This window comes from Nocardioides sp. GY 10127, assembly GCF_004919085.1.
In the GTDB taxonomy this organism is placed as follows: domain Bacteria; phylum Actinomycetota; class Actinomycetes; order Propionibacteriales; family Nocardioidaceae; genus Nocardioides.
In genome coordinates, this window is the sequence record NZ_STGL01000005.1 from 253,973 (window position 1) to 277,909 (window position 23,937).

Annotated in this window: 23 protein-coding genes and 1 pseudogene; 13 read left to right on the plus strand and 11 right to left on the minus strand. The window is 75.1% G+C overall.

Translation table 11 applies throughout. From position 1 onward, the window contains the following. Window positions 1-131 precede the first annotated feature (131 nt). The 3 genes and pseudogenes from E8D37_RS08385 to E8D37_RS20270 all read left to right on the plus strand — a co-directional run. A complete protein-coding gene (locus E8D37_RS08385) occupies window positions 132-1,016 on the plus strand; it encodes a MarR family transcriptional regulator (RefSeq protein ID WP_168929684.1) in 885 nt (294 codons plus the stop codon). Between the two features lie 179 nt (window positions 1,017-1,195). Then, a complete protein-coding gene (locus E8D37_RS08390) occupies window positions 1,196-2,290 on the plus strand; it encodes an NADH:flavin oxidoreductase/NADH oxidase (protein ID WP_136569314.1) in 1,095 nt (364 codons plus the stop codon). A gap of 226 nt (window positions 2,291-2,516) precedes the next feature. Then, a pseudogene (locus E8D37_RS20270) lies at window positions 2,517-2,627 on the plus strand (DUF1232 domain-containing protein); the annotation flags it as partial. A 161-nt stretch (window positions 2,628-2,788) separates the two neighbouring features. On the opposite strand, the gene E8D37_RS08400 reads toward E8D37_RS20270, so the two are convergent. Then, window positions 2,789-3,223 (minus strand): DUF4446 family protein, encoded by a 435-nt coding sequence (locus tag E8D37_RS08400; RefSeq protein WP_136569315.1) that lies wholly within the window; start codon window positions 3,221-3,223, stop codon window positions 2,789-2,791. Between the two features lie 23 nt (window positions 3,224-3,246). Between E8D37_RS08400 and E8D37_RS08405 the strand changes: the two genes are divergently transcribed. Next, window positions 3,247-4,098, plus strand: coding sequence for a prephenate dehydratase (locus tag E8D37_RS08405; protein ID WP_136569316.1), 852 nt, complete (start codon window positions 3,247-3,249; stop codon window positions 4,096-4,098). 30 nt (window positions 4,099-4,128) lie between these two features. Here the strand turns inward: E8D37_RS08405 and E8D37_RS08410 are convergent, their stop codons facing one another. Further along, window positions 4,129-4,584: a hypothetical protein gene (locus E8D37_RS08410; protein WP_136569317.1), complete on the minus strand. Its 456-nt coding sequence runs from the start codon at window positions 4,582-4,584 to the stop codon at window positions 4,129-4,131. A gap of 193 nt (window positions 4,585-4,777) precedes the next feature. On the opposite strand from E8D37_RS08410, the gene larB reads away from it, so the two are divergent. From larB to E8D37_RS08435, 5 genes are all read left to right on the plus strand, one after another. Beyond that, window positions 4,778-5,461 carry a nickel pincer cofactor biosynthesis protein LarB gene (gene larB, locus E8D37_RS08415; protein WP_240770283.1) on the plus strand — a complete coding sequence of 228 codons (684 nt, stop codon included), beginning with the start codon at window positions 4,778-4,780 and terminating at the stop codon, window positions 5,459-5,461. Continuing rightward, complete coding sequence (gene larC / locus E8D37_RS08420) at window positions 5,458-6,699, plus strand: nickel pincer cofactor biosynthesis protein LarC (protein WP_240770284.1); 1,242 nt, start codon at window positions 5,458-5,460, stop codon at window positions 6,697-6,699. Before larB ends, larC begins: the two co-directional genes overlap by 4 nt. A gap of 54 nt (window positions 6,700-6,753) precedes the next feature. Further along, entirely contained in the window at window positions 6,754-7,986 is a 1,233-nt protein-coding gene (locus tag E8D37_RS08425; RefSeq protein ID WP_136569319.1) for an arginine deiminase, read from the plus strand. Window positions 7,987-8,257: 271 nt separating this feature from the next. Further along, window positions 8,258-8,641, plus strand: coding sequence for a cyclic nucleotide-binding domain-containing protein (locus E8D37_RS08430; RefSeq protein WP_136569320.1), 384 nt, complete (start codon window positions 8,258-8,260; stop codon window positions 8,639-8,641). Next, window positions 8,638-9,750 carry an adenylate/guanylate cyclase domain-containing protein gene (locus E8D37_RS08435; protein WP_240770285.1) on the plus strand — a complete coding sequence of 371 codons (1,113 nt, stop codon included), beginning with the start codon at window positions 8,638-8,640 and terminating at the stop codon, window positions 9,748-9,750. The genes E8D37_RS08430 and E8D37_RS08435 overlap by 4 nt, the downstream gene beginning before the upstream one ends. Before the next feature lie 202 nt (window positions 9,751-9,952). On the opposite strand, the gene E8D37_RS08440 is transcribed toward E8D37_RS08435, so the two are convergent. The 3 genes from E8D37_RS08440 to E8D37_RS08450 form a co-directional block, all read right to left on the minus strand. Then, window positions 9,953-10,915 (minus strand): DUF5926 family protein, encoded by a 963-nt coding sequence (locus tag E8D37_RS08440; protein ID WP_136569321.1) that lies wholly within the window; start codon window positions 10,913-10,915, stop codon window positions 9,953-9,955. A 117-nt stretch (window positions 10,916-11,032) separates the two neighbouring features. Then, window positions 11,033-11,848 carry a glycerophosphodiester phosphodiesterase family protein gene (locus E8D37_RS08445; protein ID WP_136569322.1) on the minus strand — a complete coding sequence of 272 codons (816 nt, stop codon included), beginning with the start codon at window positions 11,846-11,848 and terminating at the stop codon, window positions 11,033-11,035. Window positions 11,849-11,935: 87 nt separating this feature from the next. Next, on the minus strand, window positions 11,936-13,198 hold the full coding sequence (locus tag E8D37_RS08450) for an ATP-binding protein (RefSeq protein WP_136569323.1): 1,263 nt from the start codon (window positions 13,196-13,198) through the stop codon (window positions 11,936-11,938). Window positions 13,199-13,406: 208 nt separating this feature from the next. On the opposite strand from E8D37_RS08450, the gene hpxO reads away from it, so the two are divergent. After that, window positions 13,407-14,564 carry an FAD-dependent urate hydroxylase HpxO gene (gene hpxO, locus E8D37_RS08455; RefSeq protein ID WP_136569324.1) on the plus strand — a complete coding sequence of 386 codons (1,158 nt, stop codon included), beginning with the start codon at window positions 13,407-13,409 and terminating at the stop codon, window positions 14,562-14,564. An 841-nt stretch (window positions 14,565-15,405) separates the two neighbouring features. Here hpxO and E8D37_RS08460 read toward each other — a convergent pair. Beyond that, entirely contained in the window at window positions 15,406-16,713 is a 1,308-nt protein-coding gene (locus E8D37_RS08460; RefSeq protein WP_136569325.1) for a fibronectin type III domain-containing protein, read from the minus strand. A gap of 73 nt (window positions 16,714-16,786) precedes the next feature. Between E8D37_RS08460 and E8D37_RS08465 the strand changes: the two genes are divergently transcribed. Together E8D37_RS08465 and E8D37_RS08470 are read left to right on the plus strand one after the other, a co-directional pair. Further along, window positions 16,787-17,653, plus strand: a complete 867-nt coding sequence (locus E8D37_RS08465; protein ID WP_136569326.1) for a DNA-formamidopyrimidine glycosylase family protein — start codon at window positions 16,787-16,789, stop codon at window positions 17,651-17,653. A 157-nt stretch (window positions 17,654-17,810) separates the two neighbouring features. Further along, the gene (locus E8D37_RS08470; RefSeq protein ID WP_206055652.1) at window positions 17,811-18,140 is read left to right on the plus strand and encodes a rhodanese-like domain-containing protein; all 330 of its coding nucleotides are present in this window, start codon (window positions 17,811-17,813) and stop codon (window positions 18,138-18,140) included. Window positions 18,141-18,186: 46 nt separating this feature from the next. Here the strand turns inward: E8D37_RS08470 and E8D37_RS08475 are convergent, their stop codons facing one another. Together E8D37_RS08475 and aat are read right to left on the minus strand one after the other, a co-directional pair. Beyond that, entirely contained in the window at window positions 18,187-18,666 is a 480-nt protein-coding gene (locus E8D37_RS08475; protein WP_136569327.1) for a hypothetical protein, read from the minus strand. A 120-nt stretch (window positions 18,667-18,786) separates the two neighbouring features. Beyond that, a complete protein-coding gene (gene aat, locus E8D37_RS08480) occupies window positions 18,787-19,470 on the minus strand; it encodes a leucyl/phenylalanyl-tRNA--protein transferase (protein WP_240770286.1) in 684 nt (227 codons plus the stop codon). 64 nt (window positions 19,471-19,534) lie between these two features. On the opposite strand from aat, the gene E8D37_RS08485 reads away from it, so the two are divergent. Further along, entirely contained in the window at window positions 19,535-20,224 is a 690-nt protein-coding gene (locus E8D37_RS08485) for an EcsC family protein (RefSeq protein ID WP_136569329.1), read from the plus strand. Window positions 20,225-20,288: 64 nt separating this feature from the next. Here the strand turns inward: E8D37_RS08485 and E8D37_RS08490 are convergent, their stop codons facing one another. The 3 genes from E8D37_RS08490 to E8D37_RS08500 are packed head-to-tail and all read right to left on the minus strand — an operon-like array spanning window position 20,289 to window position 23,885. Next, a complete protein-coding gene (locus E8D37_RS08490; RefSeq protein WP_136569330.1) occupies window positions 20,289-21,491 on the minus strand; it encodes a hypothetical protein in 1,203 nt (400 codons plus the stop codon). Next, window positions 21,488-22,783 carry a hypothetical protein gene (locus tag E8D37_RS08495; protein ID WP_136569331.1) on the minus strand — a complete coding sequence of 432 codons (1,296 nt, stop codon included), beginning with the start codon at window positions 22,781-22,783 and terminating at the stop codon, window positions 21,488-21,490. Before E8D37_RS08495 ends, E8D37_RS08490 begins: the two co-directional genes overlap by 4 nt. Window positions 22,784-22,790: 7 nt before the next feature. Next, window positions 22,791-23,885, minus strand: a complete 1,095-nt coding sequence (locus tag E8D37_RS08500; protein WP_136569332.1) for a hypothetical protein — start codon at window positions 23,883-23,885, stop codon at window positions 22,791-22,793. Window positions 23,886-23,937: the final 52 nt, after the last annotated feature.

The window sequence follows — 23,937 nt, forward strand, 5'->3', positions numbered from 1 at the left end:
GGTGCCCGGGTCCGAGGTGGGCGGAGGCGACTCCGTCACGGGATGAATCATCACGCACTGAACTATCTGGGACGCTACGATACGCTCGGATCAGAGATCGTCAACGTCCGAACGAATGCGAGGGTGGTCACGTGGGGGTGGAGGACACCTCGCCCGACCCCGGTCGCCGGCTCCTCCCGGCCCTGGCCGCCATGCCCGGCCACCTGCTGTGGCGGGCGGCCGCGCGGGTGCAGCGGGTCCTGGCCGAGACCCTGCCCCCCACCGCCGACATCCACGCCTACGCGGCGCTCACCCTCCTGGGCGACGGGACCCCCCGCAGCCAGCAGCACCTGGCCGTCGAGGTGGGCACCAGCCGCACGACCCTGGGCAAGGTCGCCGCCCGGTTGGTGGAGGCGGGCCTCGTCGAGCGGGTCCGCAACCCCGAGGACCGGCGCAGCTACCTCCTCACCAGGACCCCCGCCGGCGCCGACACCGCCGCCGCGTGGGACGGCCCCGTCGCCGAGGTCGACCGCCGCGTGTCCGCCCCCTTCACCGAGGCCGAGAGCGCCGACCTGCGCGCGCTGCTCGTCCGCGTGCTCGACCTCGACGACACCGTGGCCCCGGTGCTGCGAGGCAACCTCGGCCTCCTGCTCGAGCGTGCCCACGCCGCGACGTCCCCGCAGTTCTCGGCGGGCCTCGCCCCGCTCGGCATCGAGCCCCGGCACTTCGGCGCGCTCCAGGTGCTGAGCAGCCTGGGGCCGCTCCCGCAGTCCTCTGTGGCCGGGTGGCTCGGGTTCAGCCCCGCCTCCGGGGTCGCCCTCACCGACGAGCTGGAGGAGCGAGGGCTGCTCGTCCGGCGCCGCAGCGAGAGCGACCGCCGCGTCCACGAGCTCCACCTCACCCCCGCCGCCGGCCCCGTGGTCGAGGGCGCCCGCACGCTCGCCGCCCGCGTCGTCCACGACCTCTTCGCGGAGCTGGACGACGCGGAGACCGCCCGCCTGGTCGGCTACCTGCGCCGCGTCGTCACCGACGCCTGAGCGTCCGCAGGCGCGGCGGCCGCGGCCCGGGGACGGGACGCTGCGGGGCGCTGTGACGCGTCAGACCCCACGTGGTGGAAGGCCGGGCTGGACGCGTCGGTTGGGCAGTGGTGGGCTCCGACCCGGCCGGTCGCGGCGACCCCGCGCCCGGCTCAAGACACCCAGCCACAGGAGGCAACGTGAGCGACAGCCAGCTCTTCACCCCGATCACCCTGCGGGGGACCGAGATCTCCAACCGCGCCTGGATGGCGCCGATGTGCCAGTACTCCGCCGACGTGGAGGGGCCGCTCGTCGGCGCCCCAAACGACTGGCACGTGGCGCACTACGGCGCCCGGGCCGTCGGCGGGCCCGGCGCGATCATCGTCGAGGCCACGGGCGTGCTGCCCGAGGGCCGGATCACGGGCTGGGACCTGGGGATCTGGGACGACGCGCAGCTGCCGGGCCACCGCCGGCTCACCGCCGCCATGGAGGCCCAGGGCGTCGTGCCGGGCATCCAGCTGGCGCACGCCGGCCGCAAGGCCAGCACCGCCCGTCCGTGGGACGGCGGCAGCGGGCTGACCGAGGGCCCCGGCGCCTGGCAGGTCGTCGCCCCGTCGGCCGTCGCCTTCACCGAGGGCTACCCCGAGCCGGTCGCCCTCGACGAGGCCGGGATCGCCCGGGTCGTCCAGGGCTTCGTGGACGCCGCGCGCCGGGCGCTCGAGGCGGGCTACCGACTCGTCGAGCTGCACGCGGCCCACGGGTACCTGCTGCACCAGTTCCTCTCGCCCGTCTCCAACCGGCGCACCGACGGCTACGGCGGGTCCCTGGACAACCGCATCCGGCTCGCCGTCGAGGTGGCGGAGGCAGTCCGCGCCGTCCTGCCGGACGACGTGCCGCTGCTCGCGCGGGTCTCCGCGACCGACTGGCTCGAGCCCGAGGGCTGGACGGCGGACGACACCGTCGTGCTCGCGAAGGCGCTGGGCGAGGTCGGCGTCGACGCGCTGCACGTCTCCACCGGCGGCAACGTCGCCACCGCCTCCATCCCGATCGGCCCCGGCTACCAGGTCCGGTTCGCCCGCAAGGTCCGCGAGGAGGCCGGCCTGCCCACCATCGCGGTCGGGATGATCACCGAGCCGCTCCAGGCCGAGCAGCTCCTCGCGGACGGCGCGGCCGACGTCGTCGCGCTGGCCCGCCCGCTCCTCGCCGACCCGATGTGGGTGCGCCGCGCCGCGGTCGCCCTCCGCGCCGACGCGCCGCTGCCCGAGCAGTACTCCCGGGCCGCCGCGCTGCTCTGAGCCGCGCCGCCGGTGACCGCCGGCGGCGCATGATGGTCCCGTGGACTGGACGACGGGCCTCATCGTCGCCGGCGTGCTCGCCGGCCTCTGGGCGGTCTCGGTGCTCGTGATGGTGCTGCTGGCCGACCGACTGCCGGACGGCCTGCTCAAGCAGGTCGCCGAGTTCCTGCCGGCCTGCGTCACCGCCGCCCGGCGGCTGCGCCGTCACCCCGACGTGCCGCGCCGGGCGAAGGTCGCGCTGGCGGTCGCCGTCGTGTGGGTGCTGAGCCCGATCGACCTGCTGCCCGAGTTCCTGCCCGTCATCGGCCCGCTGGACGACGTGGTGGCGGTCGTCCTGCTGCTGCGCTACGCCGCGCGGAGCATCCCCCGCCCCGTCCTGCTCGAGGCCTGGCCCAGCGACCCCGCGCTGCTCGAGCGGCTGCTGGGGAAGCAGCGGGGCTGAGCGGCGGTCTCGAGGCTCGTCGCCAGGGCTCCTCGCACCTCGACCACGGGCAGGGGTCAGGGGCGGGCGCCCCGCACGGCCTCGACCTCCTCGGGGGAGAGCTGCATGTCGCTGGCCCAGTCGGCCACCGGCTTGGCGTAGGTCCGGGCCTCCGAGCGCCCGTGGATCGAGGTGAGCACCACGCCGTTGCCCCCGTCGTCCAGGAGGGCCAGCGACCAGGAGAGGTGCCCGCCCATGTCCCCGAACGCGTCGTAGCGGACGACGGCGAGGTGTCGCAGCGCGTCGGCGTTCTCCGCCCGCAGCGCGCTGACCTCGGCGCGGAGCCCGGCGACGTCGGTGGGCAGCTCGGTACGGGGCTCGCGTCGACGCAGGGCCGCGGCGCGGGCCGTGCGCTGCGCGGCGACCACCGCCAGCACCAGCGCGAGCAGCGCCAGGAGGAGGGCCAGGACGGCCACGACGAGGATCAGCACGGACACCGCGGAGTCGGACACGGCGGCGAATCTAGACTGCCCTCGTGGCTGACGTGCGACGCATCGCCTATCAAGGGGAGCCCGGGGCGAACTCCCACATCGTGTGCGCGGAGCACTACCCCGACTTCGAGGCGGTGCCCTGCGCGTCCTTCGAGGACGTCTTCGCCGTCGTCGAGGGCGGGGACGCCGACCTCGCGATGATCCCGATCGACAACTCGCTGGCGGGCCGGGTGGCCGACATCCACCACTTCCTGCCGGCCTCGAGCCTGCACATCATCGCGGAGCACTTCCTGCGCATCCGGTTCGACCTGGTCGCCGTGCCGGGCGCGACGCTGGACTCGATCCGCACGGTCCACAGCCACGTCCACGCGCTCGGCCAGTGCCGCCGCGTGATCCGCGAGCTGGGCCTCGAGCCGGTCATCTCCGGCGACACCGCGGGCGCGGCCCGGGAGGTCTCCGAGGAGCGCGACCCGTCGATGGCGGCCATCTCCCCGCCCATGGCGGCGGAGCTCTACGGCCTGGACGTGCTGCGCAAGGACGTCGAGGACGAGGACCACAACACCACCCGCTTCGTGGTGCTGGCCCGCGAGCCCCAGCGCCCGCCGGTGGGGCAGGGGCCGGTGGTCACGAGCTTCATCTTCAACGTGAAGAACCTGCCCGCCGCGCTCTACAAGGCGCTCGGCGGCTTCGCCACCAACGGCGTGAACATGACCAAGCTCGAGAGCTACATGGTCAACGGCGAGTTCACCGCCACGCAGTTCCTCGCCGAGGTGGACGGGCACCCGGAGGAGCCGGGCCTGGCCCGCGCCCTGGAGGAGCTCACGTTCTTCACCACCGACATCAAGCTGCTGGGCGTCTACCCGGCGAGCCCGGCGCGCGCCGACGCGGCGCGCTGAGTCGCACCCCGGGGGGGTGCGGGACACCGCTCAGGGCATCCGTCGGTGCCCGCCCGGCACCATGCGCAGGTCGGGTGCCACGGCGCCGTCGGGGCCCCAGGGGTCGATGACGTCGGCGTAGGGGTCGCTCGGGGCGCCCGCACCGACCGTCGCGGCCGTGGCGGTGGCCGCCGGCGCCTCGGACCAGGTGCGGACCTCCGTCTCGACGTCGCGCGCGGTGCGTCCGCCGCCGACGCGCATGCCGTCGAAGGGCCGGGCCCCGCTGGCGTGCTGGCCGCGGCACTGCGCCAGCAGCTCGAGGATGGCCCGCTCGTGCGGCTCGCCGACCTCGTCGGGCTGCCACGAGGAGAGCAGGACGACCTGGAGCCAGTTGCGCAGCTCGGTCTCGGTGAGGACGGCGGAGTAGGAGAGCTCCGGCGTGGCCCAGAAGGTGAGCCGCTTCGAGGCGCGCTCGTAGACGAGGTGGCCGTCGCTGACCCGCCCCATCTCGACTGCTAGATCGACCTGCACAGCGTCCCCCCTGACGTGCCTGGCACCACAGTTGTACCGGATGTGTGACTGGTGTGACAGACCGCTGCCGGGAAAGGGGCGCACACCACACGTGCAAGGGCGTGCACCCGGAGGCCCCCGAGCGGCCCGGGCCGGGGCTCCGGCGCGGGTGCCGGGATACGGTGCGACGGTGTCCGACCCCCGCACCCTCGACCTCGGCTACGCCCGCCTCGACCTCGACCGGGCGACCCGGACCGGGGACCCCGAGGTCGTCCTGGGCGAGGGCAAGACCGCCGAGCACGTCACCGCGATCATGGCGCGGCTGCACGAGGCGCACCCCGACCGCGCGGTGCTCGCGACGCGGCTCGACGAGGCCGCCCGCGCCCACGTGGCCGCGCACCTGCCCGGCGTGGAGATCGACGACGAGGCCCGCTGCGCCACCCTGGGGCCGCTCCCGGCGGCCCGCGGCAACGTGACCGTCGTTGCCGCCGGCACCTCCGACGGCCCCGTCGCCGCCGAGGCGGCCCTCGTGGCCCGGGTCCACGGCGCCCACGTCGAGCGGATCACGGACGTCGGGGTGGCCGGGCTGCACCGCCTGCTCGCGGTCCGCGACCGGCTCGAGGAGGCCGACTGCCTGGTGGTCGTCGCCGGCATGGAGGGCGCCCTGCCCTCGGTGGTCGCCGGGCTGGTCGGCGTCCCGCTGGTGGCGGTGCCGACCTCCGTGGGCTACGGGGCCAACCTCGGCGGCATCGCCGCCCTGCTCGGCATGCTCAACTCCTGCGCCCCGGGCGTCACGGTGGTCAACATCGACAACGGCTACGGGGCCGGCGTGCACGCCGCACGCGTGGCCCGGCAGTCGGGCGGGCGGGCGTGAGCGCCGAGGCTCGCGGGGCCGGGCGGGACGTCTGGGTCGACGCCACCGCGGGCGCCAGCGGCGACATGCTCCTCGGCGCGCTCGTCGGCGCCGGGGTCCCCCTCGAGGTGATCGCCGAGGCGGTGGACGCCGTCGCCCCCGAGCCGGTCGGGCTCTCCGTCCAGCGCGTGGTCCGCTGCGGCCTCGCCGCGACCAAGGTGCACGTGGACGTCGCGGACTCCGCCCACCACCGCACCTGGCGCGACGTCCGGGCACTGCTCACCGGGGCCGACCTGGACGAGCCCGTCCGCCGCCGGGCGGTCGCCGTGTTCCACGGCCTGGCCGTCGCCGAGGCCGCCGTGCACGGCACCGACCCCGACGACGTCCACTTCCACGAGGTCGGCGCCCTGGACTCCATCGCGGACGTCGTCGGCGCCTGCGCCGGGCTGGCCCACCTGCTCGGCGCGGACGGCCGGCTCACCGTGTCGACCGTCGCGGTCGGCACCGGCCGGGTGCGCGCCGCGCACGGCTCGCTGCCCGTGCCGGTGCCCGCCGTGGCCGAGCTGCTGCGCGGCGTCCCCTCCTCCGCCGGGCCCAAGGGCAGCGAGGGCGAGCTCTGCACGCCCACCGGCGCCGCGCTCCTCAGGGTCCTGGCCGACGCGTTCGGGCCCCAGCCGTCCATGGTGGTGGCCGAGATCGGGCTCGGGGCGGGCGACCGGGACCCCTCCACCCACCCCAACGTCGTGCGCGTGCTCGCGGGCGAGCCGCGCACCGGCGACGGGTCCACGTCCCTCGACGTCGTCCTCGAGGCCAACGTCGACGACCTGGACCCGCGCGTGTGGCCCGCCGTCCTGGAGGCGCTCCTCGAGGAGGGCGCGTCGGACGCCTGGCTCACCCCCATCCTCATGAAGAAGGGGCGCCCCGCGCACACGCTGTCGGTGCTGTGCCGCGCGGAGCGGGCCGCCGAACTGCGGGTCGAGGTCTTCCGGCAGACCTCGACCATCGGGGTCCGCGAGCGCACGGTCCTCAAGCACGCCCTGCCCCGGGAGGTGCTGAGCGTGGTGGTCGGCGGCCAGGAGGTGCGGGTGAAGGTCTCCCGCCTGGGTGACCGCGCCGTCACGGCCCAGCCCGAGCACGAGGACGTCGCCGCGGCCGCGGCCGCGCTCGGTCGGCCGGTCCGCGACGTCCTGGCCGACGCGACCGCGCTGGCGCGGGCCCTCGTGGCACCCGACCCGGCCGCCGAGCACACGTACCGCTGAGACGCGCTGCGACCGCCACCCCGGCGGGGCCCCGCTCCCCCTAAGGTGGCCGCCATGACGTCGACGCCCGCCGAGAAGGCCCCGCACTACGCCGACTCCGAGGTCGGCCGGCTGCGGACGGTGATGCTGCACCGTCCCGGCGACGAGCTGCGCCGCCTCACCCCGCGCAACAACGACCGCCTGCTGTTCGACGGCGTGCCGTGGGTCGACCGGGCCCAGGAGGAGCACGACGCGTTCGCGGAGGCGCTGCGGGGCAAGGGCGTCGAGGTGCTCTACCTGACCGAGCTGCTCACCGAGACGCTCGCCGACGAGATCGCCCGCAACCACGCGATCAGCTCCGCGCTCTCCGGCCTGCACCTGGGCGACACGCTGCGCACCTACCTCTCCTCGTTCCTGCACGAGGCCTCGCCCGAGGAGCTCACCGCCTACCTCACCGCGGGCATCCGCAACGACGAGGTCCGCGGCGGGTTCGGGCTGGTGACCTCGCTGCTGGACCGCCACGACTTCCTCGTCGACCCGCTGCCCAACCTGCTCTTCACGCGCGACTCCAGCGTGTGGGTGCGCGACCGGGTGACGGTCACGTCCCTGGCGATGCCGGCCCGTGCGCGCGAGACGCAGCTGACCGAGCTCATCTACACCGAGCACCCGCGGTTCAAGGGCACCCGGAAGATCCACGGCTGGCACCAGGAGCACGTGGAGGGCGGCGACGTCCTGCTGCTCGCGCCGGGCGTGGTGGCGGTGGGCGTCGGCGAGCGGACGACCCCGGCCGGCGTCGAGCGCTTCGCGCGCCAGGTCTTCCACGCGGGCCTGGCCCACACCGTCCTCGCCGTGCCGATCGCCCAGGAGCGGGCGACCATGCACCTCGACACCATCTGCACCCTCGTCGACGTCGACAAGGTGGTCATGTACCCCAACGTCGCGCACACGCTCGAGGCGTGGACGGTCACGCTGGACGAGCAGGGCGAGGAGTCCGACCTCTCGCTCACCGTCACCGGCCCGCGCCCGTTCCTGGAGGCCGCCGCCACGGCCATGGGCATCGACCGGCTGCACCAGATCGACACGGGCCTCGACCCCGTCGAGGCCGAGCGCGAGCAGTGGGACGACGGCAACAACACCCTCGCCCTGGCCCCCCGGGTCGCGGTGGCCTACGAGCGCAACGACCAGACCAACGCCCGCCTCGAGGAGGCCGGCATCGAGGTCGTCCGCATCGCCGGCTCCGAGCTCGGCTCCGGCCGCGGTGGCCCGCGCTGCATGAGCTGCCCGATCTCGCGGGAGCCCCTGGCCTGAGCAGTCGCCGGCGTGACTCGGCCGCGCCGCCCTGCCACCTCCGGCCCACTCGGCAGTGGGGCCCACCCGGGCCCCACTGCCGAGTGCCGGTCACCCGGTGCCGGCCACCCGGTGCACGCCTCGCTGGGCAGGCCGAGCTGGGCAGGCCGAGCCGGGCGTGACCCAACCCCTCCTGGGCCGTTGTGATCCTTGACACGCTCACCGTCGACCCACAGGCTCGCCGTGGGGGCACCGTCAGCCAGGAGACCCACCGACGAGAGAGGACGCCGCCGTGGCCGACTCGTTCTTCAGCGCGTTCACCCCCCAGGAGATCGCTCGCATCAGCGCCGCCGGCACGAAGGTGAGCCTCCCTGAGGGCTGGGCACCGATCTCCGAGCGCACCGGCGCGGACAAGGCCTACGTGATCCTGGACGGGCAGGTGTCCGTGCGCCAGCACGGCACCGAGGTCGCCGTCCTGGGGCCCGGCGACATCATGGGCGAGGCGGCGATCCTCAACCACTCCCTGCGCACGGCCAGCATCGTGGCCCTGACCCGGCTCGAGCTCATCCACTTCACGCCGGAGGCGCTGCGCGGCCTCGCCGCCGACATGCCGTCGTTCGGCGCGGCTCTCGACCGGGTGGCGCGCGAGCGGTTCGGCGAGGTGCAGTCCGGGTGAGCACCGACCCCGCCGAGCCGGCGCCCGACCCGTCCGACGCCCCCGCCGCAGTCCCCGCCGCGGTCCCCGAGCCCGCTCGCGTCGCGCCGGAGGTGGACGTCCGCGAGCTGGTCGCCGCGCTGGCCCGGGTCGAGGAGCTGCTGCTGGGCGGGCCGCCGCGGCTGACCCGGGTCGAGGTCGCGGCGCGCGCCGGGGTGCCGATGGAGACGGGCGAGGAGCTGTGGCGGTCCCTGGGGTTCGCCACCACCGACGACGACCAGGTCGCGTTCACCGACGCCGACGTGGAGGCCCTGCGGATCACCGCGGAGCTCGAGGCGCTCGGCGTGCTCGACCCCGGCTCCCGCACCGCCCTCGTCCGCACCTGGGGCCGCTCGTTCGCCCGGCTCGCGGAGTGGCAGACCACGCTGCTGGCCCGGGTCGCGGTCTCCCAGGTCGACGAGCACCACGGCGACCCGGCGCTGCTGCTGCGCGCGATGGCCGACGAGGTGCTGCCCCGGGTGGAGAAGCTCCAGTCCTACGCCTGGCGCCGGCACCTCGCGGCGTCCGCCAGCCGTCGCCTCGCCTCCGGGCAGGAGGTCCCGCTGGACCCGGCGTCCGAGCCCGTCCTGCCCCTCGCCGTCTGCTTCTGCGACATCGTCGGGTTCACCTCCACCGCCCGTGGCCTGCGCGAGCCCGACCTCGTGGACTTCATCGAGACCTTCGAGGACGTCTGCGCGCGGGTGGCCCTGGACCACGGCGGCCGCATCGTCAAGGGCATCGGCGACGAGGTGCTGCTCGTCGCGGACTCGGCGGAGGACGCCGTCCGCCTCGCCCTCGCGCTGGTGGCACGCGGCGAGGACGAGGACGACCCGTTCCCCCGCGTCCGGGCGGGGATCGCCTACGGGGACGTGGTGGCGCGGCTCGGCGACGTGCTCGGACCGGTGGTGAACGTGGCCGCCAGGCTGACGTCGCTGGCCCGGCCCGGGACCGTGCTGGTCGACGACGGCGCCCACGAGGCGCTGACCGAGGTCGCAGGGCTGCGCGTCAAGCGCCTGCACCGCACGACGGTGAAGGGCTACCGCCGGCTCCAGCCGTGGCTGGTCCGCGAGGAGCCTCCCGGCGACGCCTGAACGGGCCCGCTCCCGGGAAAGGGTGCACCCGACCGCTGCTGACGGGGGACACAGCAACGGCCGGGTGCGAGCCCCACGGTACGGCGCTCGCGGGGTGCCCGCCAAACATCAGGCGCGGTTCCTCGAGGCAGGCGGGCCCCACGCCGCGGAATTCGGGACCAAAGTCCTATGGCGCCGGCCCGTCGGCGCGTGGAAGGCGTCGTCAGCGGATGGTGACCTGACGGCCGGCGAAGCCGTCGCGCGCGGAGCGCTCCTCGGCGGAGAGCTCGCGCCCGGCCTCGAGCTCCGCGACCGTCGAGGCCAGCAGCGCGTCGAACGCCGCGACCGGGGCCACGAGGGCGTCGGCCTCCGTGCCCAGCGGGAGGTCCCAGACCGGGGTGAGCAGGCCGTGGGCACGGAACATGCCGACGAAGCGGGCGTCGGGGACGAGCACGTCGTCGCCGCTGCGGTGCAGGACGGCCAGCGCGGAGAGCAGCACGTCCTCGGCCTCGGGTCGGGTCCAGCGCAGGAAGACGCGGTCGCCCATGTGCGTCCAGTAGGCGCTGTCGACGCCCTCGAGCCGGACGGTCGGGGCGGCGGCGCCGTTGGCCTGGTCGAGCGCGGCGGCCAGGGCGTCGCGGTCCTCGGCCGGGGCGTCGGCGATCCAGTAGTCGAAGCCCTCGTGGATCGTCACCTCGAGCGCGGTGTTCGTGACCAGGTCCTGCAGGCGGGGGGCGTCGGCGGCCGGGGCCTCCGTCAGGCCCACGAGCCCGCTCTCCCCGGCCTCGGCCTTCGCGAGGGCGGCGGTGAGCACCGCACCCAGGTCGCGCGAGGGGTCGCCGTAGGCGTGCTGCACCTGGAGGCCCAGCCACACGTCGCCGTTGTCGCGCACCAGCGCGGGGGCGGCACCCGGCAGGAGGGTGCACAGCAGGACCTCGCGGTCGCCGGCGTCCTTGACGCTCAGCGGGGCCGTGGCGGCCGGGACGAGCTCGCGCATGGCGATGACGTCGGTCTCCGAGGGCATGCCCTCGAACGGGCGGGCGACGAAGACGGGCGCGGGGCCGCCGGCGGCACCGTGGCACGCCTTGTAGCGGCGACCGGAGCCGCAGGGGCAGGGCTGACGCGGGTTGACGCCGTCGGCCGGGGCAGCGGCTGCGGGGCGGTTCTTGCGGGACTTCTTCGCCATGCGCGCGAACTTACCGCGAGCCCGCCCGACCGTCCGCCTCGACGGCGGGCCCTGACGCTGCCGCCCTGGTCAGGCTCCTGGCCAGGCTCCGGGTCAGGCTCCGGGTCACGCCCGTGCTCAGCCCGCCTCGGGTCGGTCGATCCCGTCGTCCGGCAGGGCGTCCACGAGCCCCCGCAGGTAGGCCGGCCGGTCGCTGATCACGGCCTTGACGCCGAGGTCGAGGCAGAGCTGGAGGTCCTCGGCGGTGTTGACGGTCCACACGTGCAGGTCGTGGCGGCCCTCCGCGAGGCGCCGGGCCAGGCGGGGGTGCTCACGGAGCAGCTCGACCCCGGGGCCGAGGATCCACCGGCCGCGGACGACGCGGCGCAGCATCGGCCACATCGCCGACCGCTCGATGAGCTGGACGACGGGCAGCTCCGGCGCCAGCCGCTCGATCCGCTGGATGGCCGTGTAGCTGAACGACATCACCCGCGCGGGGCTGTCGGCGCCCGTCCAGCCGAACTCGCCGAGCAGCTCGACGACCTTGCGCTCGACGAGGCCGCCGTAGCGGGTCGGGTGCTTGGTCTCGATGGCGATCTCGACGCGCCGGTCCTGGGCCGCGACCACCTCCAGCAGGCGCCGGAGGGTGAGGACGCGGTCGCGCTCGGGGTCGAGGTCCGGCCGCTCGTCGTCCAGCTCGGCCCACGGGTGCTTCCAGGACGCGAAGTCGAGCTCGGAGAGCTTCGCGAGGTCCATCGTGGAGACGACCCCGCCGTAGCCGGTGGTGCGCTTGGTGTTGCGGTCGTGGACGCAGACGAGGTGGCCGTCGGCGGTGAGCCGGACGTCGCACTCCAGACCGTCCGCACCCTCCTCGAGTGCCACGAGGTAGGCACCGAGCGTGTGCTCGGCGTGGTCGTGACTCGCGCCCCTGTGCGCCAGCACCTGCGGCCTCATGCGCGCCATTGTGCTCCTCACCCCGACGGGCGAGGAACGGGGTCCGGGTGCTCGTCCTGGCGCCGGTCCTGGGGCCGGTCCTGCGGCTCAGTCCTGCCCGCGCAGGTACCGGCCGAAGTGCGGCACCGTGAACGAGATCCGGCCGCGCTCGCCGGAGTAGATGAGGCCCTTCTTCATCAGGGCGTCGCGGGCCGGCGAGAGCGACTGTGGCTTCTTGCCGAGCACGGCGGCCACGTCGGACGTCGCGACGGACTCCACCGTCTCGACGGCCGGTCGGGCGCCGGTGTCGGGCTCGCCGGCGATGCCGGTGTCGCCGCCCGCGCCGGCCGCCGCGGCCAGCTCGGCCGCGGCGTCCGCCATGGCCCGCAGGTAGTCCCGCTCGGCGGGTGTGGCCCGCTCGTAGCGCGAGCCGAAGAACCCGACGGCGAGCTCGGCCTCGGCCTCGGGCGCGGCCACCGCGACGTCCTCGGCGGTGATGGGGCTGCGGGGGGCGAGGTCCCAGACGGTCTTGCCGTAGGCCTGGATGAAGTAGGGGTAGCCGCCGGTGGCGCGGTACATGGCGGCGAGGCCCTCGGGGGTGAACTCGGCGTCCTCCTCGGCGGCGGGCGCGGCGAGGGCGCGGTCGGCGGCGTCGCGGGTGAGCCGGTCGATCCGGGCGTAGCGGAAGAGCCGCTCGGAGTAGGACTTCGAGGCGCTGAGCACGGCCGGCAGGTGCGGGAGGCCGGCGCCCACGACGATGACCGGCAGCCCCTGCTGGCCGATCTCGTGCACCGCGGCGCACAGGGCCGAGACGTCCGCGGGGCCGAGGTCCTGCATCTCGTCGATGAAGACCGCGACGCCCTTGCCGACGTCGGCCGCGAGCCCGCCCACGTCGGTGAGCAGCTCGACGAGGTCGATCTCGATGTCGCCGGAGTCGGCGCGGCCGCGCGCCGCCGGCACCTCGATGCCGGGGCTCCACCGGTCGCGGAGCTTGGCGTCGGTGCCCGCGTCGCGCTCGACGAACGCGCGGACCACGGCGAGGACCGCGTCGGACTCGTCGGACGACGGGTGGCCGAGCTCGCGGATCGCCTGGTGCAGGGCGCTCGCCAGGGGACGGCGCAGCGTCTGCTCGGGGCGGGCCTCGAGCTTGCCGGTGCCCCAGCCGCGCCGGACCGCCGCGCCGCGCAGCGCGTTGAGCAGGACCGTCTTGCCGACACCGCGCAGGCCGGTGAGGACCATCGAGCGCTCCGGGCGTCCGCGCGCCACCCGCTCCAGGACGACGTCGAAGGACCGGAGCTCGCCGTCGCGGCCCGCCAGCTCGGGCGGACGCTGGCCGGCGCCGGGGGCGTAGGGGTTGAGGATCGGGTCCACGATCGGACCGTATCGGTCTCTCTAGCCCCGCTCGCAGATTTCGCTAGTCGACGGTAGGCGCGGCGTGGCGCGGCGGCCCCCGACGTCCTTCTTGCGCTGTTCCTGCCCCCTTCGGAGCGCCACCCGTGAGACGCGCGCAACACCGCCCGCCCCGCTGTGAAACTCGCGTTTCACACGCCCGCAACACGGGTTCCCTACGGTGCGTGTCATGAAGATCCTCGTCGTGGGCGCCGGTATCGGCGGGACCTCGGCAGCCATCGCGCTGCGCCGGCACGGTTTCGACGTGGAGGTGGTGGAGCAGGTCCGGGAGAACAAGCCGGTCGGCGCCGCGATCTCGCTGTGGTCCAACGGCGTGAAGTGCCTGAACTACCTCGGGCTGCACGAGGAGCTCGCCGCGCTCGGCGGGACGATGGACCACCTCGCCTACGCCGACGCCCTCACCGGTGAGACGCTCTGCGACTTCTCCCTCGCGCCGCTGCTGGAGGCCGCGGGCCAGCGCCACTACCCCGTCGCCCGGGCCGAGCTCCAGCTCATGCTCATGGAGGCGTTCGGGATCGACGAGATCGGCTTCGGCAAGCGCGTCGTCGGTCTCGAGCAGGACGACGCGGGCGTGACGGCCACCTTCGCCGACGGGTCGCAGACCACCGCCGACCTCGTGATCGCCGCCGACGGCTCCCGCTCGGCCACCCGCGACCACGTCCTCGGCCGCACCGTCGAGCGCACCTACTCCGGCTACACGAACATCAACGGGCTGGTCCGGGCCGACCCGGCCATCGCCGCGAGCGACCACTGGACCACCTGGGTCGGGGAGGACCAGCGCTGCGCCGTCATGCCGGTGGCCGGCGACCGGTTCTACTACTGGTTCGACCACGTCACGCCGTCCGGCAAGGACGTCCCCCGCGAGGCGGTCGTCGACGAGCTCCGTGCCGTCTTCGGCCACTGGGCCCCGCCCGTCCAGGCCCTCATCGACGCCATCGAGCCCGGCACCGCCAACCGCGTCGAGATCTGGGACCTCGACCCCATCGACACGTGGGTCCGCGGGCGGGTCGCGCTGCTCGGCGACGCCGCCCACTCCACCGCCCCCGACATCGGTCAGGGCGGCTGCTCGGCCCTCGAGGACTCCGTCGTCCTGTCCTGGATGCTCGCCACCCACCGCGACGACCCGCTCGAGGGGCTGCGGCGCTACGAGGCGGCGCGCACCGAGCGCGCCGGCGACCTCGTCCTGAAGGCGCGTAAGCGCTCCGCCGTCACCCACGGCCACGACCCCGAGGCCACTGCCGCGTGGTACCGCGAGCTCGCCGCTGAGGACGGCTCCGGGATCATCGCCGGCATCCTCGGCAACGTCGTCGGGGGTCCGTTCGGCTGAGGACTGGTGTCGTGGTGGCGGCTGTGTGGGCCGCGGGCGGCTGGGCTGTCGGCGGCTGGGCTGAGGCTGGCTGGGCTGCGGGCGGCCGGCCTGCGGGCGGCCGGCCTGCGGGCGGCTGAGTTGGGGCGGCTGAGTTGGGGCGGCCGGCCTGCGGGCGACTGGCCGGCGGGCGGGCCTGCGGGCCGCTGGGGTGCGGGCGGCTGGGGTGCGGCTAGCTGGGCTGCGGGCAGCTTCGTTCGGACTGTGCTCACCGGCATCGACCCGCGTTCGGAATGTGCTCGCGGGCGGCTGGGTTGCGTTCGGTCCTCGTGCCCACGAGGACCCAACGCCCACACCAGCCGGGCAGTACTCCGCTGACCTGCGCTGATGCACCCGCCCACCTGCGGGCTGCGGCGTTCGGTCCTCCTGGCTGACGAGTCCGGGCCTCACCCCACCCGGCCGCCAGCTCGCACCGGATCGCCCGCTCCACCAGCCGCACCCACCGGCGGTCGGCTTCGGTCCTCGTGTCCACGAGGACCCAACGCCCCCACCAGCCCGCAGCGTCCCCCTGACCTGCACCGGAGCACCCGCCACCGGCCGCCGTTTTGCTTCGGTCCTCGTGGACACGAGGACTCAACGCTGCCCAGCAGTCTGTCCGTTCGGTCCTCGTAGCCACGAGGACCGAACCCGAACGCCGGCCCCGCAGCACCCCGCTGACCTGCACCGATGCGCAGACCCACCGCCCCGGGAGGCCGTTCGGTCCTCGTGGGCACGAGGACCGAACGGTGCCGACTCAGTTGCCGACACCGCCGGCGGCGGACCAGCCCCAGCCAGCCCCAGACCAGCAGCAGACCAGCAGCAGTCACCCCACGGAGAACCGCACGGGGCGGCTCCACACGGACGCGGGCACGTTCGGTCCGCCGTACGCCCGGACGCGGACGCGGTACGCCCCGGGTTCCAGGTGCCGCAGGACGAGGCGGCGGCCGGTGAGGGTGCGGTCGGCGGCGGGCACGCGCCGGGAGATCCGGTACTGGTAGCGCCGGAGGGTGTGCCCCTGCAGGTCGGGTCGGGCCCACGTGACGACCGCCCGCCGACCCGTCACCGTCTTCTGCAGACCCCGCACCCGGTCGATGGGTCGCACGACCTCGACGGTCTGGGTGACGGCCGGGGACGAGCCCGCGGCGGAGTCCGCGGTCAGCTCGAAGGTGTGCTCACCCGGCTCCAGGCCGTCGATGCGCAGCCGCCAGTGCTGCCCGCGGGAGACGGTCCACACCCTCCCGGTGGTGGTGTCGCGAACGGTGTACCCGGTCACCACGGCGGTGGCGTGCCCGCTCGCTGTGGAGGTCCAGTGCAGCGTGGTCCGGTCGTGGCGGGGGAAGTCGTCGGCCCACAGGTCGAGCGCGGGATCGGGGGCCGCGGCGGTCACGTCGTCGAGGACGAGGTCCCAGCCCCCGTCACCGGGCACCGCGGAGGCCAGGTCGACGGTGGCCACGGACTCGTCGGGGAGGGTCGCGGTGGCCGTCCCCTCGGGCAACGTCCCCGCCTCCGGCGCCTCGTACTCGAACGCCCCACCGGTCGACCAGGCCTCCAGCGTGTAGACGGCCGTGGCCCAGCCCAGGGGGGCGTGGTACCACCCGCACTCCATGTCCTCGGTGGCCGTGGGGTGCTCGTCCACGAAGCCGGCCGAGGGGCCCGTCGCCGTCAGGTGGACGCCCTCGAGCGGCGTCCCCGCGCCGTCCAGCACCCGCACGACCTGCGGGTGCAGCGACGGCACGAGGACGTCGTGGAGGTCGCAGTCGATCCCGCCGGAGAACACCTCCGTGCGCATCGAGAGCGAGGACGTCGCGGCAGGAGTCACGACCGATCGGATCACGACGACCTCGTAGTCGCCGGCCCGCTCCTTGCGCCAGAACCGCCCGTCCTCGCCGGTGGTGCCCCTGGAGACGTACACGTAGTCCCAGAGCTCCACGTTCCCCGAGAACGGCTCGCCCGTCGTCTCGTCGACGATCCGCCCCACCACGGTCGAGTCGATCGCCCCCGCCCGAGCCGTCACCGGCGCCGACAGGCAGAGCGCCGTGGCCAGCACCAGGCCGACCCTGGTCAGGGCGTGGGCCCGGCCCCTCGTCGCACGAGGTAGCCGGCCCGGGAGCGTCGTCGATCCGTCAGGCATCCTGCGACGATACGCCTCGCGCGGCCTGGTGGGGCGAGCCTCATGCACGCCGCCCGGGCCCTAGAGTGAGGCCGTGCCCGAGCTGCCCGAGGTGGAGGCGCTGGCCCACGACCTGGCCGGCCGCCTGGACGGTCGCGCGATCGTGACGGTCCACGTCCCCCAGTTCTCCGCCCTCAAGACGTTCGACCCGCCGGTCAGCGCCCTGGAGGGCACGCTGGTTGACGGCGTCGGGCGGCACGGCAAGTTCCTGGACGTCGAGGCCTCCGGGCTGCACCTCGTGCTGCACCTGGCCCGGGCCGGGTGGGTGCGCTGGCGCGACGAGGTGCCGACGCTCCCGCCCAAGCCCAGCACCAAGTCGACCCTGGCGGTCCGCCTCGTCCTCGACGACGGCAGCGGGCTCGACGTCACCGAGGCCGGCACCCGCAAGTCGCTCGCCCTCTACGTCGTCCGGGATCCACAGGACGTGCCGGGCATCGCCTCCCTCGGACCCGACCCGCTCACGGACGACTTCACCCGCGAGCGCCTCGCCGAGATCCTCACCGCCGAGGGGCGCAAGCAGCTCAAGGGCGTGCTGCGCCACCAGGGCACCATCGCCGGCATCGGCAACGCCTACTCCGACGAGATCCTGCACGCGGCACGCATGTCGCCGTTCAAGCCGGCGAACAGCCTCACCGACGACGAGCTGACCACGCTCTTCGACGCCCTGCGCAGCACCCTCGGCGACGCCGTCGCGCGCTCCTCGGGCACGGCCGCCTCCGAGCTGAAGAGCGAGAAGAAGACGAACATGGCCGTCCACGGCAGGACGGGGCAGCCCTGCCCGGTCTGCGGCGACCCCGTCCTCGAGGTCTCCTTCGCCGACTCCAGCCTCCAGTACTGCGCCACCTGCCAGACGGGCGGCAAGCCGCTGGCCGACCGGCGGATGTCCCGGCTGCTGAAGTAGCCGGCACGGCAGAACGCTGCACCGGCGCTGCCCAGGCGCTGCCGGTCCGGTCGTCACCCGTCCGCTCGGCGCCCGGCCGCTAGGGTCGAGGAGTCAGCCCGAGGTGTCCGCCGCGACCCACGTGGACCCGCACGACCGACCCCGCCGGAGTACCCCTGTGATCCCCACCGTCAGCATCGATGGCCTCCCCGACCCGCTGCCCGAGGACCTGACGGTCCTGGACGTCCGCGAGTTCTCCGAGTGGGAGGCCGGGCACGCCCCCGGCGCCCTGCACATCCCGCTGGGCGTCCTGCCCGTGCGCCTGCAGGACCTCCCCGAGGGCCGGATGCTCGTCGTCTGCAAGGTCGGCGGCCGGTCGGCCCAGGCCACCATGTACCTGGGTCAGCAGGGCTACGACGTCGTCAACCTCGAGGGCGGCATGGAGGACTGGGCCGGCGCCGGTCGTCCCCTCGTCACCGACAGCGGCGACTCGCCCTTCGTGGCCTGACCCCGCGGCCGGCCCGCAGGACCGCCCACAGGAGCGCCGGCGCGCGTCAGCTGCTCGCCGACGCGCTCGCGGAGGCCGACGCGGTCGAGTCGTCCTCGCACGTCGTGAGCAGGTAGGACAGGAACGCCGCGAGCGCGCGGGTCTGCTTGGCGGTGCCCTCCTCGAGGGAGTCCAGCGCCTCGTCGACGCCACCGGAGTCGGACGCGTCCGCGAGCGCGTTCACGAGCAGCACGTACCCGCGGCGGGCCGCGTCGGTCATGTCGTCGGGCGTGCCGACGTCCATCGCCTCCGAGGCCCACTCCGAGGTGTCCACGTCCAGCTCCTTCTTGCCGCCGGTGAGGTCGAGGTCGGCCCAGGTCGAGCAGAAGTCGCTGGTGGAGGCGTGGTCAGAGGAGCCGGCCGCGCCGTCGGTGTCCGAGCCGCAGCCGGCCACCAGCCCGCCCACCGCCAGGCCCAGCACGAGGGCCGGGGCCGCCAGCGCGAGACGTCCGCGCGCACGGGGGGAGGAAGGGGTGGGACGACGCACGGGCGCTCCTGTCAGGGCGGGCAACGGGTGTTCAGGACCGCGTCCGGGGCGGGCCGCAGCGGTCGTCCACGGTAGCCGCCGCACCTGGCCGCGAGCCCTCGGGACCCCGTGAGCCCCCGCTCAGCGCCCGTCGTCCAGCGCGGCGGGCAGCGGCAGGGCGAGGGCCCCGGGCAGCCGGTCCAGGTAGTCGGCGCGCGGTATCTCGACGATCCCCAGGCTGGCGAGGTGGTCGGTGCGCCACTGCACGTCGATCAGCCGGTCCTCGGCGTGCTCGTCGGAGAGCAGCTCGACGAGCCGCATCAGCGCCACCTTGGAGGCGTCGGTCGCGGTGTGGAACATCGACTCCCCCGCGAAGAGCCCCCCGATCGCCAGGCCGTAGAGCCCACCGACCAGCTCGCCGTCCCGCCACGTCTCCACGGAGTGGGCCCAGCCCAACTCGTGCAGGCGCGTGTAGGCGCCGACGATGTCCTCGTCGATCCAGCCGTGCGGGCGCGAGGGGTCGCCGCACGCGCGCACGACCTGCTCGAAGGCGGTGTCCACGCGGGTCTCGAAGGTGCGCGCCGAGCGCCGCAGCGAGCGGGACGCCCGGAAGCCGGCCAGCGGGAGGACGCCGCGCTGGACCGGGCAGAACCAGTACATCGGGTCGCCGGGCGAGCCGGACGGCATGGGGAAGAGGCCGCTGCGGTAGGCGAGCAGCAGGGTGGCCGGCTCCAGGTCGGCGCCGATCCCCACCAGGTCGTCGAGCGCGTCGAAGCGCCTGCGGTCCGGGAAGGACCAGCTCGTCGGCGGGGGAAGGAGCGGCACGGGTCGAACGTAGACCCTCCCCCCGGGCATGGTCCCCGCCCTCCCGGTTGGGCAGGATCGACCCATGAGCCGCAGCCGCACCCTCGCCGCCTCCGTGGGCAAACGACTGGCGCCCAAGGTCACCAGCGTGGCCCCGGGCCTGACCAGCACGTTCGTCCGGCAGGCGCTGGAGCGCGCGATCGCCGGGATCGGGCCCCTGCCCGGTGCCGCCGCGGCGGCGACCGCCGCGCTGGACCAGCACGGCGGCGACGTGGAGAAGGCGGTCCGCAAGGTCACCGAGGACCACGTCCGCTACGCGGGCGCCCAGGGCTTCGTCACCAACCTCGGCGGCCTGGTCACCTCCACGGTGCTCGTGCCGGCCAACATCTCCGGACTGGCGCTGGTGCAGACCCGGATGCTCGCGGTCATCGCGCACCTGCGGGGCTACGACCTCTCCGACCTGCGCACCAAGAACGCCGTCCTGGCCCTGCTCATCGGCGAGGAGCGCGTCGACCGGCTGGTGGAGGAGAAGGAGCTGCCGGGCCCGCCGATGGCGCTGGCCACCGCGCCGGCCACCGACCGGGTCTTCCACGAGCAGCTCGGCACCATGGTCGCCACCGAGCTCGTCACCCGCATGGTCGGCAAGCGCGCCGCCATCGTGGTCGGGCGCCGCGTGCCGTTCCTCGGCGGGGTCGTCGGCCTGGGCGCCGACGGCTACAGCACCTGGAAGGTCGGTCGCTACGCCGAGCGGGAGCTCCTCGCCCGGCGCCACTGAGCCCGACCCCACTGAGCCCGACGAAGATCAGGGCCGGGCCGAGAGGCCCGGAGACCGGGCAGGCTCAGCGCCGGCGCAGCACCCGCCGGTAGGCGGCGTGCACCTTGCGGCCGACGCGGGAGCGGCGGACGTAGCGCAGCGTCCGCTCCTTGAACCGACGGCCCGGCCGGTCGAGCGCGCGGTGCAGCTCGTGCCGGGTCTCCGCGAGCTCGCGGTGCAACCGCGCCTCCGACTCGCGCAGGCGCACCCCCTCCACCAGCAGCGCCGTGAGCGCCTCGACGGCGGCGGCGGACACCTGGCTCTCGCGGGGCGAGTCGGGGTCGGCCCACCGGGTCGGCGCCGGGCCGGGGTGCAGGTCGGCGAGGTCACCGACGACGTCGTAGCCACGGTCGGCGATCTCCGCCTCCCACGTGCCCCACAGCTCCACGGCCCACGGGTGGACGTCGGGCGGCAGGCTGAGCCGCGGGCTCCCGCTGCGGGCGGAGAGCGTGCGGTGGGCCAGGAGCTCGCGCACGAGCTCGCGGTAGTCCGGCGGCGGCACCACGCCGGTCGCGGCGAGGTTGATCCGCCGCACCAGCGCGGCCTCGGGCACGCCGAGCGAGGCGTTGGCCCGGTCGGCGGCGAGGTCGAGGTCGATGCCGTCCAGCTCGAAGGCCTCGGCGAAGCGCCGCCACAGCAGCCCCCGGTCGGCCCCCGGCGGCGGCACCGTCACGAGGTGGATGTTCTCCGGCGGCAGGTCCTGCCCCCAGCGCTCGAGGATGGCCGGGATCTCCTGGGCCGCCCAGAACCAGCTGGACACCCGGGTCGAGCGCTCCGCCGAGCGCAGGTCGGTGAGGAACGTGGCGTAGCTGAGCGTCGCCCGGTGCTTGATCGTCTCCTGCCACTCGGCGGGGATCTGCCGGGCGAGGTCGCGCACCGAGATGAGCACGTGGATGTCGGTGCCGTCGCCCTGGCCGAGGTCGGCGAGCGCGCGGGCGGCCTGGGTCCGGGTCGCCGTCGCGAGGATCTCGTGGCTGATGATCGAGGTGCCCTCGAACGCGCGGACCTGCGCGGCGAGCTGCTCCCAGCGTCCCACCGCCTCGGCCTCCAGGCCGCCCCACGGCAGGTCCATCAGGTCGAGCGCGGCGAGGAAGTGGGCGTCGAACCGGTCGGCCGGGTAGAGCACCCCCGCCGCCTCGAGGGCGGGGCGGGAGCGCCACAGCACGTCCTGGAGGTAGGACGTGCCGGTCTTCGGTGTCCCGACGTGGAGCAGGACGCGTGCGCTCACCGGGGGGTGCCTCCTTGCAGGCCGTGCGGGTGGTGCGGGTCGAGCGGGCGGTGCGGGTCGCTGTGCGGTGCCGTGGCCGACCCCGCGGCGGGTCCGGTCGCGCTGCGCTCGGTGCCCGTGAGCAGGCGCAGGGCCGTGGCCAGGACGCCGCCCTCGTCGGGCTCGGCGCTCTCCCGCCGCGCGAGGGCGACCGGGCCGGACACGAGACGCCCCGGACGGCCGTGGACAGGGTAGCGGGAGTCCGCCAGCTCCCTGCGCAGCCGCTGGGAGCGACGGTGCACCCAGCGGTGCAGCTCGGCCGGGACGCCGAGCGGCGGACCGGGCAGCCCGGCCACGCGCCCGAGGAAGACGGTGCGCATGAGGTGTCGGCCCCGCTCCTGCGGCACGCGCAGGGCGAGGGTGGCCGAGACGCGGCGGGCGAGCTCCACGGCGTCCGCCGGCACGGCCGGCGGGGCGTCCAGGCTGCGGACCCGCAGGAGACCGGGGAGCAGGGCGGGGTCGAGGACGACGTTCACGCCCCGCGTGTCCGGGTCGGAGACGCGCCCCGCGAGACCGGCGCGGAGGGCCGTGCGCGCGTGGGCGGTGCCCACGGGGTCGGCGCCGCGGGGCAGCAGGTCGCGCTCCGGGAGCTGGCGGACCCAGGCCTCCCAGCCGGTCAGCCGGCCGCGGCAGGCGAAGGCGCGGGCGGTCCAGGTGTCGGCGATCATGGTCGCCAGGTCGGCTCCGAGCACGAGCACGCCCGCGTCGGGGTGGCCGAGCCGGTGCCCGGCCGCGTGCACCTGGGTGCGGGCGGCGTCCACGAGCCAGGGGTCGCCGGCGACCGAGGGCCGCCGCCGGGCGAGGCGGCGCCGCGGCGGGGGCTGGACCGGCGACGCGTCGCGGCCGCCCCCGGCGGCCAGCACGTCCTCGGCCAGGAGGACGGAGGCCAGCCGGACGAGCTCGGGCCGGGGCAGCAGCGTGGGGTCGACCGGTGCCAGGCCCCAGCCGCGGTCGGGGACGACGCCGACGAGGTCGAGCTCCGGGCGGCCGCGACCGGGCGGCGAGGCCGCCAGCACCCGTTCGACCAGCGCCGGGTCGGGGCGGGCGGTCGGCCCGACGTCCGTGCGCGCCTGGAGGTTGAGGCGACGCACCAGCTCCAGGTGCTGGGCTCCGGGGAGCACGCGGGCGCCGGGCTCAGCGGTGCCGGACCAGGACGACCAGGCCGTGGTGCCGCCGTCGCGGAGGTGGGCGAGCCAGCCCCAGGCGCGCGCCTCGCCCGGGGAGGGCGGGCGCTCGGAGGGGCGCCCGGTCACCGGCGCGTCACGACCCGAGCCGCTTGACGAGGCGACCCGCCTTCGCGGCGGCGCTCTCGTGCGGGTCCTGGCGCTCGGCCGCGGTCTTCAGCGAGACCACGAGGGCGTCCAGGGCGGCGTCCAGGACGTCGGCGGCGTCGGCCTTGTCCGGGTTCTGCCACGGGCGCTCGTCCTCGTCCGTCGGCCAGATCGGGGTGAGCTCGGCGAGGTCGCCCACGACGTCCACGCCGGCGCCCTCGGCCCACTCGATCGCCCGCTCGGCCATCTCGTCGGCCCAGCCGCGGGCCTCGGGCGCCACGGTGACCTTCTGCATGTCCGAGCGCTGCGAGAGGTGCTGGTGGGCGAGGGTCTGCCGGACGAGGCGGCGGTAGTCGTCGTCCCCGAGCTCGCCCTTGAGGCGGCGGTTGAGCTTGCGCACGAGGGTGGTCTCGGCGGCGCCCATCGACTGGTTCGCGCGCTCCGACTCCTGCGGCCCGGCCGCCGGGTCGACGCCCATGGAGCGGCAGAAGCGGTTCCACAGCTCGTCGCGCGGGGCGCCCTTCTGCGGCACCGTCACCAGGTGGATGCGGGAGGGCTCGAGGTTGGCGCTCCAGCGGGTGAGGACGTCGGGCAGCGACTGCACCCGCCAGAACCACATCTCCGAGGGCGTCAGCCGCGTCTGCTCGAGCTTGGCGAGGTACTTGGTGTACGGCGTGCGGCCGCGGTGCTTGACGTGCTCCTGCCACTCGGCCGGGATCTGTCGGGCCAGGTCACGCGCGGTGTAGATGACGTGGACCTCGAGGTCGGCCAGGTCCTTCATCGCCCGCGCGACCTGCGGCGCCGAGGCGCCCGCGAGGATCTCGTGGCTGATCAGGACGTCGTCGTCGCCGCGCAGGGTGCGGCGCACCAGACCGTCCCACTCCCCGCCGGCGCGCTCGAGCATGCCGCCCCACGGACGCTGGATGAGGTCCAGCGCGGGCAGGAACATGTCGGAGCGCAGGCCGATCGGGTACCGGACGCCCGCCTTCTGCAGGCTCTCCCGGTTCGTCAGCCACCGGTCCTGGAGATAGGTGGTGCCGGTCTTGGGTGCCCCGATGTGCAGGAAGACGCGCCTGGTGCTCACGCGCCCGATTCTGCCTCACTCACGCCCGCGCGCCGCTTCCGGCGCCCGCAGC

Excerpts from the sequence above, each read along its gene's own strand:
- E8D37_RS08485 (WP_136569329.1), top strand. The coding sequence starts at position 19,535 with ATGAGCCGCAGCCGCACCCTCGCCGCCTCCGTGGGCAAACGACTGGCG.
- E8D37_RS08425 (WP_136569319.1), top strand. The coding sequence starts at position 6,754 with ATGACGTCGACGCCCGCCGAGAAGGCCCCGCACTACGCCGACTCCGAG.
- E8D37_RS08440 (WP_136569321.1), bottom strand. The coding sequence starts at position 10,915 with ATGGCGAAGAAGTCCCGCAAGAACCGCCCCGCAGCCGCTGCCCCGGCC.
- E8D37_RS08460 (WP_136569325.1), bottom strand. The coding sequence starts at position 16,713 with ATGCCTGACGGATCGACGACGCTCCCGGGCCGGCTACCTCGTGCGACG.
- E8D37_RS08445 (WP_136569322.1), bottom strand. The coding sequence starts at position 11,848 with ATGAGGCCGCAGGTGCTGGCGCACAGGGGCGCGAGTCACGACCACGCC.
- hpxO (WP_136569324.1), top strand. The coding sequence starts at position 13,407 with ATGAAGATCCTCGTCGTGGGCGCCGGTATCGGCGGGACCTCGGCAGCC.
- E8D37_RS08410 (WP_136569317.1), bottom strand. The coding sequence starts at position 4,584 with ATGGGGCGGGTCAGCGACGGCCACCTCGTCTACGAGCGCGCCTCGAAG.